Below are 12291 nucleotides of genomic sequence, written 5' to 3'. Positions count from 1 at the left end.
GGCGCTTACCGTCCATGCAGGCGACGTAAGTAACGCGCCTGCCATAAGTTGATAGCCAACAACAGAACCAGCGAAGCCATCAGCACAACGGACGCAATCGCGCTTGCTGCGGCGTAATCGAACTCCTGCAGGCGGATGAAGATCATCAAACTGGTGATCTCGCTGACGTAGGGCATATTGCCGGCAATAAAAATCACCGCACCGAACTCGCCGAGGCTGCGAGTGAACGACAACGCAATACCCGTCATCAAGGCTGGCCACAGGGAAGGGAATAGAATGCGCCTGAATACCGTCCAATCCGAAGCGCCCATACTCACCGCCGCCTCCTCATCTTCCGGCGCCAGATCCTCCAGTACTGGCTGCACCGTGCGCACCACAAAGGGCAGACTGGTAAAAGCCATTGCGACCACGATGCCCAGTGGCGTAAAGGCAACCTCTAGACCTAGCGCAGCAAGATACTCGCCATACCAGCCGCCCTCGGAGAACAGCGCCGCCAGGGTAATGCCCGCGACCGCTGTCGGCAGCGCAAACGGCAGATCCATCAAGGCATCAACGATGCGCTTACCCCAGAACTCGTACCGCACCAGAACCCAGGCGAGCAAAAGCCCGACCACGCCGTTAAACAGCGATGCGATTGCTGCTGCCCATAAGGTCACCTTGTAGGAAGCGACGACGCGCTCATCGCTGATCACCGCCCAGTATTCAGCCACGCTCATACCGGAGGTCTGAACGATCAGACCGGTTATCGGCAGAATCAGTATCAAGCTGATAAAGAGAAGGGAGACACCCAGACTCAAAGCAAAACCCGGCAAGACGCGCTTGCCGGGTTTGTTCCTACTTGCCGACGATAAGCCGGCCACGGTTGTACTCATGGAAAAATTCGATTACCTGCGCTGAAGTTGATCCAGTTTACCACCACTGGCAAAGTGAACCTTCATCGCGTTCTCCCAATCGCCAGCAATCTCTTCGATAGACACAAGCTCCACCTCTGGAAATTTATCAGCAAATTCTTCGCTGACGGTTTCGTTGTGCACGCGGTAGAAGAAACCAGCAATCAGTCGTTGTGCTTCTTCGCTGTAAAGGTATTCAAGATAAGCTTTGGAAACCGCCTCAGTGCCGTTACGCTCAATATTGCGGTCGATCCAGGTCACCGGCATCTCGGCCAGGAAGCTCACTTTAGGCACTACGACTTCGTAGCCACCTTCCGGGTATTGGGCGACGATATTATTCACCTCGGACTCGAACGTCAGCAGGACATCACCAATTTCCCGCTCAACAAAGGTCGTGGTAGCGCCGCGGCCGCCGGTGTCGAAGACAGCAACATTGCTCAGCACCGTTTTCAGAAACTCATCAATCTTTGCCTCATCACCTTCAAAGGTCTTTTGCGCGTAACCCAGTGCCGCGAGATAAGTGTAACGGCCATTACCAGAGGTTTTTGGATTTGGCAGTACAGAGGTCACGCCTTCGCGAGCCAGGTCATCCCAATTCTTGATATTTTTCGGATTGCCCTTACGAACCAGGAAAGCCATGGTTGAATAATAGGGCGAGCTGGCATTTGGCAAGCGCTCGCGCCAGTTTTCAGGAATCAGATTGCCACGCTCGTGGAGGATATCCACATCAGTCACCTGGTTGTAGGTAACCACGTCGGCACGCAAACCTTGAATGATAGCCTGCGCCTGCTTGGATGAACCGCCGTGCGACTGCTTGATTTCAATCGTCTTGCCGCTCTCTTCCTGCCAGTGTTCACTGAAGAGTTCGTTATAGTCAGAGAAGAGTTCTCGCGCAATGTCGTAGGAGGAGTTGAGTATCTCTTGATCTGCGGCATGGGCTGGCGTCATCACCATACCGGCGCTCAGTGCCAATACGCCAGCCGCGCCTTTTAAGCGTCCCAATACTGATAATCCACCAACCATATAAACCTCCACAGGCATATCAAAGATATGCAGTTCCGTTTGAACAGGAAACACAGCCTACAGAATGCTCCGACATAGAACAATATTGGCTTTAGACGGATTTGCTTATTACTTAAAACACTAAAGCATAAGAAGGATTTGAAGCTGGAAGAGGGTAACCGTCCGGTAATCACATCTTGAGGCTGACAACGGTACGGTCAGGATAGTGTCCACTTATTCTTTAGTGGACACTTGTCATGAACACATCAAGCGTAGTCAAGCCCGCACCGAAGCGTCGCCGCTTCACGTCAGACTTCAAAGCCTCTATCGTTGCTGCTTGCCTGGAACCCGGGGTCTCCGTATCGCGCATTGCACTGGATAACCGTCTGAACGCCAACATGGTCCGCCGTTGGATCAGAGAGTCACAGCGCAGCGATACTCGTTATTCAACACCTTCATTTGTGCCGGTAAAGCTACCAGCACCTGCCTTGTCATCCGAGACCCGCCCGCATAGTGCTATCCGTATCGAAATACCCCACACTGGCGGCGCCGTTGTCGTTGAGTGGCCTACTGAGCAGGCACACCAATGCGCAGCCTTACTGCGTGATCTGCTGCGATGATCCGTATCGACGAAATCTGGTTGGCAACCGAGCCGCTGGATATGCGTGCCGGCCCGGATAAAGCCCTAGCACGCGTTATTGCTGTCTTCGGGGCGGCCAGACCGCACTGTGCTTATCTGTTTGCCAACAACCGCGGTAATCGGATGAAGGTCCTGGTGCATGATGGTCTGGGTATCTGGTTGTGTGCCCGACGTCTGAACCGGGGCAAGTTTCACTGGGCCGACACCTGGCGCGGTGACCGGGTAAACCTGACCAATGAACAGCTCATGGCACTGGCTCAAGGACTGCCTTGGCAGCGTATCGGTGACGCCGGCATCATCTCGGTACTTTAAGCATAGCCTGCTGCCAAGCGCCATAACCCGAAGGGTGTATGCACAGCCAGCTGCGGGTTGGGCATACTACCTCCATGACCCAGCAGCCCGACCTCAATCAGCTATCTGCCGAACAACTCCGCACTCTGGCGGCCGAGTTGATGGCCTCTCTGGCGGCTAAGGATCGGGCGCTGACGCACAGTACTGCGCTGAATGACAAACTGACTCACGAACTCGCGATCCTCAAGCGCCACAAGTATGCCCGGCGCAGTGAACAGTTCTCTGTGATGCAAGGCTTATTGCTGGACGAGCTGGTCGACAGCGACCTGGCTGCTATCGAGGTCGAGCTGGAACAGGCAAAGGCAACTACCGAACCAGCGCCCAAAGCCAAGCAGCAACCCAAGCGCGGAGCCTTACCGACGGAGCTGCCACGCACCTTGATCCGCCACGAGCCCGACAATACCCAATGTCGCTGTGGCTGCCAGCTCACGCGTATCGGCGAAGACATCAGTGAGAAACTGGACTATGTACCGGGCGTGTTCAGTGTCGAGCGGCATATCCGTGGCAAGTGGGCCTGCACCAAGTGCGAAACCCTGATCCAGGCGCCCGTTCCTGCGCAGGTTATCGATAAGGGCATCCCGACCGCTGGCCTGCTGGCTCAGGTACTGGTCGCCAAGTATGCCGATCATCTACCGCTGTACCGTCAGGAACGTATCTTCGGTCGAGCAGGCCTGGAAATCGCACGCTCTACCTTGGCCGAATGGGTCGGTACCTGCGGCGTTCAGTTGCAGCCGCTGGTGGATGCGCTACGGCATGAACTACTCCAGCATCCGGTGCTGCATGCTGATGAAACACCGGTCAGCATGTTGGCCCCAGGCAAGAAGAAAACCCATAAGGCCTACGTCTGGGCTTACTGCACGACACCCTTCGCCGAACTGAAAGCCACTGTCTATGACTTCGCTCCAAGTCGCGCGGGTGAACATGCCCGCAACTTCCTCGATGACTGGCAAGGAAAATTGGTGTGCGATGACTACGCGGGCTATAAAGCCGGGTTCGGTAAGGGCATCGTGGAAATCGGCTGCATGGCGCATGCACGCCGCAAGTTCTATGACTTACACCAGGCTAACCAGAGCACCTTGGCTGCACAGGCACTTGAGTATATCGGTAAGCTCTACGAAATTGAGCGAAACACCAAGGACGAGCCACCCGATAGACGACAGGCGATCAGGGCCGCCAGAGCCCGGCCACTGGCGGATGCCTTGCATCACTGGATGATTGCACAACGGACCAAAGTGCCGGACGGTTCGGGTACGGCACGAGCACTGGATTACAGCCTGAAACGCTGGGCTGCGCTGACGCGCTACCTGGACGATGGCCGTGTGCCTATCGACAACAACCGAGTGGAAAACCAGATCCGACCCTGGGCGCTGGGACGTTCGAACTGGTTGTTCGCCGGCTCGCTGCGCAGTGGTCGGCGCGCCGCCGCGGTGATGAGCCTGATCCAATCAGCCAAGCTGAATGGTCATGACCCGTATGCGTATCTGAAGGATGTGCTGACCAGGCTACCAACACAGCGAGCGAGCCAGATTAGTCAGTTACTGCCGCATCAGTGGGAACCATCAAAAGCGGGTCAGTAATCGCCGCGGTGTATCACCCAAAACGGCTACCCCGTAATAGTCTCGCACTGATTTATAAGCGTGCAGAGGGTGATACAAGAAAAGCGTTCAGCATGTGATACAGCGACCCGTTAAGAGGGTGATACAGGCGCGCAAGGTGACTTCGCCGGACGCTTACGGAAGAGGGTGCGGGGGGCCTAGTGAGCGAGTCAAGCCGGTATTGGTGCTTTGTGCTGGTAAACAGTGATCTGGTTACGCCAACGGCTGTACGCATCGCCCTCGGCTTGTGCGTTAGTCGCTACACCTCTGCCCCCCTCCACCATGCCATTGCAACCCACCTCGTCATTCCCGCGCAGGCGGGAATCCAAGCGCAGCGGTAGAGAGCGCTCTGCTTGCGATCAAGGTGCAGGAGTCCAGGTCCGACTGGATTCCCGCCTGCGCGGGAATGACGGGTATGGCCGGGACAAGGGGGTTGAATACAGGGTAGTCGTTGGTTCAAGTGGCTTGGACCACTTTTTTCCGCGCAAAGAAAAGCCCCGCGCTGTTTCCAGGCGGGGCTGTTCAGTATAAGCGCTTGACGATGACCTACTCTCACATGAGGAAACCTCACACTACCATCGGCGATGCATCGTTTCACTTCTGAGTTCGGGATGGGATCAGGTGGTTCCAATGCTCTATGGTCGTCAAGCAATTCGTTGCTGTGCAGGTGCTAGCCTACACGGCGTAAAGGGGTGGTTCGGTGATAGAAATGTTTTTTCATAGCGGTAACTGCAATCTCAATCCAAGTTCGGATTGTCGTTCATCAAGGTCATGACCACACCAAATTGCTTGGGTGTTATATGGTCAAGCCACACGGGCAATTAGTACTGGTTAGCTCAACGCCTTGCAACGCTTACACACCCAGCCTATCAACGTCGTAGTCTTCGACGGCCCTTTAGGGGAGTCAAGCTCCCGGTGAGATCTCATCTTGAGGCAAGTTTCCCGCTTAGATGCTTTCAGCGGTTATCTTTTCCGAACGTAGCTACCCGGCAATGCCACTGGCGTGACAACCGGAACACCAGGGGTTCGTCCACTCCGGTCCTCTCGTACTAGGAGCAGCCCCTCTCAAATCTCAAACGTCCACGGCAGATAGGGACCGAACTGTCTCACGACGTTCTAAACCCAGCTCGCGTACCACTTTAAATGGCGAACAGCCATACCCTTGGGACCGGCTTCAGCCCCAGGATGTGATGAGCCGACATCGAGGTGCCAAACACCGCCGTCGATATGAACTCTTGGGCGGTATCAGCCTGTTATCCCCGGAGTACCTTTTATCCGTTGAGCGATGGCCCTTCCATACAGAACCACCGGATCACTAAGACCTACTTTCGTACCTGCTCGACGTGTGGGTCTCGCAGTCAAGCGCACTTTTGCCTTTATACTCTACGCACGATTTCCGACCGTGCTGAGTGCACCTTCGTACTCCTCCGTTACTCTTTGGGAGGAGACCGCCCCAGTCAAACTACCCACCATACACTGTCCTCGATCCGGATAACGGACCAGAGTTAGAACCTCAAAGTTGTCAGGGTGGTATTTCAAGGTTGGCTCCACATGAACTAGCGTCCACGCTTCAAAGCCTCCCACCTATCCTACACAAACAAATTCAAAGTCCAGTGCAAAGCTATAGTAAAGGTTCACGGGGTCTTTCCGTCTAGCCGCGGATACACTGCATCTTCACAGCGATTTCAATTTCACTGAGTCTCGGGTGGAGACAGCGCCGCCATCATTACGCCATTCGTGCAGGTCGGAACTTACCCGACAAGGAATTTCGCTACCTTAGGACCGTTATAGTTACGGCCGCCGTTTACCGGGGCTTCGATCAAGAGCTTCGCCGAAGCTAACCCCATCAATTAACCTTCCGGCACCGGGCAGGCGTCACACCCTATACGTCCACTTTCGTGTTTGCAGAGTGCTGTGTTTTTAATAAACAGTTGCAGCGGCCTGGTATCTTCGACCGGCATGGGCTTACGTAGTAAATACTTCACCCTCACCGGCGCACCTTCTCCCGAAGTTACGGTGCCATTTTGCCTAGTTCCTTCACCCGAGTTCTCTCAAGCGCCTTGGTATTCTCTACCTGACCACCTGTGTCGGTTTGGGGTACGATTTCTAGTTACCTGAAGCTTAGAGGCTTTTCCTGGAAGCATGGCATCAACCACTTCTCTTTCTAAAAGAAAGATCGTCATCAGTTCTCGGCCTTGATCTCCCGGATTTACCTAAGAAATCAGCCTACCACCTTAAACACGGACAACCAACGCCGTGCTGGCCTAGCCTTCTCCGTCCCCCCATCGCAGTAACTACAAGTACGGGAATATTAACCCGTTTCCCATCGACTACGCCTTTCGGCCTCGCCTTAGGGGTCGACTCACCCTGCGTCGATTAACGTTGCGCAGGAACCCTTGGTCTTCCGGCGTGGGAGATTTTCACTCCCATTGTCGTTACTCATGTCAGCATTCGCACTTCTGATACCTCCAGCCAACTTCTCAATTGACCTTCACAGGCTTACAGAACGCTCCTCTACCGCTCATCCTAAGATGAACCCGTAGCTTCGGTGTATGGTTTGAGCCCCGTTACATCTTCCGCGCAGGCCGACTCGACTAGTGAGCTATTACGCTTTCTTTAAAGGATGGCTGCTTCTAAGCCAACCTCCTAGCTGTCTAAGCCTTCCCACATCGTTTCCCACTTAACCATAACTTTGGGACCTTAGCTGACGGTCTGGGTTGTTTCCCTTTTCACGACGGACGTTAGCACCCGCCGTGTGTCTCCCGTGCTGACACTCACTGGTATTCGGAGTTTGCATGGGGTTGGTAAGTCGGGATGACCCCCTAGCCCAAACAGTGCTCTACCCCCAGTGGTGATACACGAGGCGCTACCTAAATAGCTTTCGAGGAGAACCAGCTATCTCCGAGCTTGATTAGCCTTTCACTCCTATCCACAAGTCATCCGCTAACTTTTCAACGGTAGTCGGTTCGGTCCTCCAGTGCCTGTTACGGCACCTTCAACCTGCCCATGGATAGATCGCCCGGTTTCGGGTCTATACCCTGCGACTAAACGCCCTATTAAGACTCGGTTTCCCTACGCCTCCCCTAGACGGTTAAGCTCGCCACAGAATATAAGTCGCTGACCCATTATACAAAAGGTACGCAGTCACCCAACAAGTGGGCTCCCACTGCTTGTACGCATACGGTTTCAGGATCTATTTCACTCCCCTCACAGGGGTTCTTTTCGCCTTTCCCTCACGGTACTGGTTCACTATCGGTCAGTCAGGAGTATTTAGCCTTGGAGGATGGTCCCCCCATGTTCAGACAACGTTTCACGTGCGCCGTCCTACTCGATTTCACAACTAAGAGCCTTTCGTGTACGGGGCTATCACCCACTATGGCGGCCATTTCCAGGACCTTCCACTAAACTCTAAATTGCTTAAGGGCTGCTCCCCGTTCGCTCGCCGCTACTTGGGGAATCTCGGTTGATTTCTTTTCCTCGGGGTACTTAGATGTTTCAGTTCCCCCGGTTCGCCTCACACACCTATGTATTCAGTGTGTGATACCTAGCTTATGCTAAGTGGGTTTCCCCATTCAGAGATCTCCGGATCAAAGTCTGTTTGCCGACTCCCCGGAGCTTATCGCAGGCTACAACGTCTTTCATCGCCTCTGACTGCCAAGGCATCCACCGTATGCGCTTATTCACTTGACCATATAACCCCAAACAATCTGTCGTTAGCCGAAGCTAGCGCCGATTATTCAAAGCGATATGTATGACATGATTCACGACAATCCGGAACTTGCGTTGAGATTACAAGTTACCTTAGCCATAACAGATCGCAGTGAAACGTCTGTTATGTCTATCATTTCTATCACTTTCCCACATTGTTAAAGAGCGACTGGCACAAAGACCAGACATCAACAATCCACTCGGAGCCTTCCCGGTGATTGTTCATGTATGAACTCTGGCGTCTAGCGATCGGTATCTCGGTCGTCTCTGACCTACTGCGTCTTGGTGGAGCCAAGCGGGATCGAACCGCTGACCTCCTGCGTGCAAGGCAGGCGCTCTCCCAGCTGAGCTATGGCCCCTTTTTCAAGACCTTCCACACCTCGACAATTGGTGGGTCTGGGCAGATTCGAACTGCCGACCTCACCCTTATCAGGGGTGCGCTCTAACCAACTGAGCTACAGACCCAATTATCTCGGCATCATTCAACTCGTCCGGTCATTGACCTCACCCTACTCCTCATACAACAAGGGGGTGCGCTCTAACCAACCGCGTCAAACTCAATTGCCCGGGGACGCTCGAAACAGATAAGCCTAGACTTAGCTGCTACGGGTGAACTGTAGCTTGAGAGCTAAAGACCCTATCGCTTTCTTAATGAATCAAGTAATTCGTGTGAGTGCTTGACCGAATGGTCTGTGATCTATCGATTAAGGAGGTGATCCAGCCGCAGGTTCCCCTACGGCTACCTTGTTACGACTTCACCCCAGTCATGAATCACACCGTGGTAACCGTCCTCCCGAAGGTTAGACTAGCTACTTCTGGTGCAACCCACTCCCATGGTGTGACGGGCGGTGTGTACAAGGCCCGGGAACGTATTCACCGTGGCGTTCTGATCCACGATTACTAGCGATTCCGACTTCACGGAGTCGAGTTGCAGACTCCGATCCGGACTACGAGAGGTTTTATGGGATTAGCTCCACCTCGCGGCTTGGCAACCCTTTGTACCCCCCATTGTAGCACGTGTGTAGCCCTGGCCGTAAGGGCCATGATGACTTGACGTCATCCCCACCTTCCTCCGGTTTGTCACCGGCAGTCTCCTTAGAGTGCCCACCATAACGTGCTGGTAACTAAGGACAAGGGTTGCGCTCGTTACGGGACTTAACCCAACATCTCACGACACGAGCTGACGACAGCCATGCAGCACCTGTGTCTGAGTTCCCGAAGGCACCAATCCATCTCTGGAAAGTTCTCAGCATGTCAAGGCCAGGTAAGGTTCTTCGCGTTGCTTCGAATTAAACCACATGCTCCACCGCTTGTGCGGGCCCCCGTCAATTCATTTGAGTTTTAATCTTGCGACCGTACTCCCCAGGCGGTCAACTTAGTGCGTTAGCTGCGCCACTAAGAACTCAAGGTTCCCAACGGCTAGTTGACATCGTTTACGGCGTGGACTACCAGGGTATCTAATCCTGTTTGCTCCCCACGCTTTCGCACCTCAGTGTCAGTATCAGTCCAGGTAGTCGCCTTCGCCACTGGTGTTCCTTCCTATATCTACGCATTTCACCGCTACACAGGAAATTCCACTACCCTCTACCGTACTCTAGCCAAGCAGTTATGGATGCAGTTCCCAGGTTGAGCCCGGGGATTTCACACCCATCTTACTTAGCCACCTACGCGCGCTTTACGCCCAGTAATTCCGATTAACGCTTGCACCCTCTGTATTACCGCGGCTGCTGGCACAGAGTTAGCCGGTGCTTATTCTGTCGGTAACGTCAAGATTGCAGCGTATTAAACTACAACCCTTCCTCCCAACTTAAAGTGCTTTACAATCCGAAGACCTTCTTCACACACGCGGCATGGCTGGATCAGGCTTGCGCCCATTGTCCAATATTCCCCACTGCTGCCTCCCGTAGGAGTCTGGACCGTGTCTCAGTTCCAGTGTGACTGATCATCCTCTCAGACCAGTTACGGATCGTCGCCTTGGTGAGCCGTTACCTCACCAACAAGCTAATCCGACCTGGGCTCATCTGATAGCGCAAGGTCCGAAGATCCCCTGCTTTCTCCCGTAGGACGTATGCGGTATTAGCGTCCGTTTCCGAACGTTATCCCCCACTATCAGGCAGATTCCCAGGTATTACTCACCCGTCCGCCGCTCTCAAGAGAAGCAAGCTTCTCTCTACCGCTCGACTTGCATGTGTTAGGCCTGCCGCCAGCGTTCAATCTGAGCCATGATCAAACTCTTCAGTTTTAAGACTGATTGGGTTTTGTGAAAACCCTAAACTTGGCTCAGCTTTATTACAAAAAACTCAGTGAATTCACAGAGTAACTTGCTTAGGCTGATAATCTTTCGGATCATCAATCCCATAAGGCAAGCACCCACACGAATTACTTGATTCACATTGTTAAAGAGCGTTTCGGTTCGCGTTTCCGCTTAACCAAGGCCGCGTATCTTACGCTAACCTTCTAATCTGTCAAGCATTTTTGTGAGAATCTTGTTCATCACATCCTTGCTTGTCTGGCCCCGAGAACAACCTCTTTCTCGTGACCGGGAGGCGCATTCTACAGGAGCCAAAACCCCTGTCAACCGCTTCCGTAAAACTTCGCTGACTTAACTCAGCACCTGGAAAAGTGATCCTGCCGACCTTCCCAGTGAGCGGCGCATTCTACGCTACTCGCCTGCCTTGTCAACCGCTAAATTATCGCTAACTTATTGATTGTAAAGCGCTTTATGCAAAGCACCCCGTTTGGGCAGACGCGCATTATAGGGGCTATGAGAAAACCGTCAAGCGCTTTTTAGCGTAATGCGTGCAAACTTCTTCTTGCCCGCCTGACAGACGTACTCAGTACCCAACTGGAAGACAAAGTCACGATCAACAGCCTCTCCATCCACCCGCACCGAGCCGGCGGAAAGCAGATCGCGCGCTGCAGCCGCATTCTTTGCCATTCCCGCCCGGTTCAACACAGCAGACACCGGCATGGGCTCCGTAGCCTCCAGCTGAATCTCGGGGATATCGTCCGGCAGCTCACCTTCCTTCAGACGATTACCCGCTGAACGGTGGGCATTGGCCGCCGCCTCCGCACCGTGAAACCGCTCGACCAGCTCTTCAGCGAGCTTGATCTTGATATCGCGCGGGTTCGCACCGGCATCCACCTCGGAGCGCAAACCGCTGATCTCTTCCATGCTACGAAAGCTGAGCAGTTCGAAGTAGCGCCACATCAAACTGTCCGGCATGGACACGATCTTGTTGTACATCTCCCCCGGGGCGTCATTAATGCCGACATAGTTACCCAGCGACTTGGACATCTTCTTAACGCCATCCAGCCCTTCGAGCAACGGCATGGTCAGAATGACCTGCGGCTCCTGACCATACTGACGTTGAAGCTCACGACCCATCAGCAGATTGAATTTTTGATCAGTACCGCCAAGCTCCACATCTGCCTGCATGGCTACCGAGTCATAACCCTGCACCAGCGGGTAAAGGAATTCGTGGATGGCGATGGACTGCCCACCTTTATAACGCTTGTCGAAGTCATCCCGCTCGAGCATGCGCGCGACGGTGTATTTGCCGGCCAATTGAATCATGTCGGCCGAGGTCATCTTGTCCATCCAGGTGGAATTGAACATGACCTCAGTCAGTGCCGGGTCCAAAATCTTGAACACCTGCTCTTTATAGGTCTCGGCATTATCGAGAACCTGTTCCCGGGTCAGCGGCAAACGCGTAACGTTCTTGCCGGAAGGGTCGCCGATCATGCCAGTGAAGTCGCCGATAAGAAAAAGTACCTGGTGGCCCAGCTCCTGAAACTGACGCAGCTTGTTGATCAGGACGGTATGCCCAAGATGCAAATCTGGCGCAGTTGGATCAAAACCTGCCTTGATACGTAGCGGCAAACCACGCTCAAGCTTGATACGCAGCTCATTTTCAACCAGAATTTCGTCCGCGCCGCGCTTGATCAGCGCCAACTGCTCGTCAACCGGCTTCATAAATCAGTAGATCCTGTATTTTGATGGGCAAAAAAGGGAACCAAACATACAACATTGCTGACCAATTACAACTTTGGCAGACGGCCTTGCGTCAGAATAGCAACACACCGCGCGCTGGAAAACTGACGG

At 53.7% G+C, this 12291-nt stretch carries 6 protein-coding genes, 2 tRNA genes and 3 rRNA genes; 3 read left to right on the top strand and 8 right to left on the bottom strand.

Annotated features, from left to right (window positions below):
• Positions 1 to 5 precede the first annotated feature (5 nt).
• Both cysT and cysP read right to left on the bottom strand, forming a co-directional pair.
• Positions 6 to 872, bottom strand: coding sequence for a sulfate/thiosulfate ABC transporter permease CysT (gene cysT / locus EAO82_RS04050; protein WP_096345945.1), 867 nt, complete (start codon positions 870 to 872; stop codon positions 6 to 8).
• 12 nt (positions 873 to 884) lie between these two features.
• Entirely contained in the window at positions 885 to 1913 is a 1029-nt protein-coding gene (gene cysP, locus EAO82_RS04045; RefSeq protein ID WP_096345988.1) for a thiosulfate ABC transporter substrate-binding protein CysP, read from the bottom strand.
• Between the two features lie 236 nt (positions 1914 to 2149).
• On the opposite strand from cysP, the gene tnpA reads away from it, so the two are divergent.
• The 3 genes from tnpA to tnpC all read left to right on the top strand — a co-directional run bounded on the left by tnpA (position 2150) and on the right by tnpC (position 4460).
• Positions 2150 to 2512 (top strand): IS66-like element accessory protein TnpA, encoded by a 363-nt coding sequence (tnpA, locus tag EAO82_RS04040; protein WP_096347531.1) that lies wholly within the window; start codon positions 2150 to 2152, stop codon positions 2510 to 2512.
• A complete protein-coding gene (gene tnpB, locus EAO82_RS04035; RefSeq protein WP_096347532.1) occupies positions 2509 to 2844 on the top strand; it encodes an IS66 family insertion sequence element accessory protein TnpB in 336 nt (111 codons plus the stop codon). Before tnpA ends, tnpB begins: the two co-directional genes overlap by 4 nt.
• A gap of 74 nt (positions 2845 to 2918) precedes the next feature.
• On the top strand, positions 2919 to 4460 hold the full coding sequence (gene tnpC / locus EAO82_RS04030) for an IS66 family transposase (RefSeq protein ID WP_096347533.1): 1542 nt from the start codon (positions 2919 to 2921) through the stop codon (positions 4458 to 4460).
• 551 nt (positions 4461 to 5011) lie between these two features.
• On the opposite strand, the gene rrf is transcribed toward tnpC, so the two are convergent.
• The 6 genes from rrf to tyrS all read right to left on the bottom strand — a co-directional run bounded on the left by rrf (position 5012) and on the right by tyrS (position 12162).
• Positions 5012 to 5127 (bottom strand): 5S ribosomal RNA (rrf, locus tag EAO82_RS04025).
• Positions 5128 to 5278: 151 nt separating this feature from the next.
• A 23S ribosomal RNA gene (locus tag EAO82_RS04020) occupies positions 5279 to 8168 on the bottom strand.
• 301 nt (positions 8169 to 8469) lie between these two features.
• Positions 8470 to 8545, bottom strand: a tRNA-Ala gene (locus EAO82_RS04015).
• Positions 8546 to 8574: 29 nt separating this feature from the next.
• Positions 8575 to 8651: transfer RNA gene (locus EAO82_RS04010), tRNA-Ile, on the bottom strand.
• A gap of 240 nt (positions 8652 to 8891) precedes the next feature.
• A 16S ribosomal RNA gene (locus EAO82_RS04005) occupies positions 8892 to 10428 on the bottom strand.
• The 16S, 23S and 5S rRNA genes sit together here with 2 tRNA genes alongside, the layout of an rRNA operon.
• Positions 10429 to 10962: 534 nt before the next feature.
• Positions 10963 to 12162: a tyrosine--tRNA ligase gene (tyrS, locus tag EAO82_RS04000; protein ID WP_096348509.1), complete on the bottom strand. Its 1200-nt coding sequence runs from the start codon at positions 12160 to 12162 to the stop codon at positions 10963 to 10965.
• Positions 12163 to 12291: the final 129 nt, after the last annotated feature.

This window comes from Halopseudomonas pelagia, from assembly GCF_009497895.1.
Taxonomy (GTDB): domain Bacteria; phylum Pseudomonadota; class Gammaproteobacteria; order Pseudomonadales; family Pseudomonadaceae; genus Halopseudomonas; species Halopseudomonas pelagia_A.
This window is presented reverse-complemented; position numbering and strand designations above follow the sequence as displayed.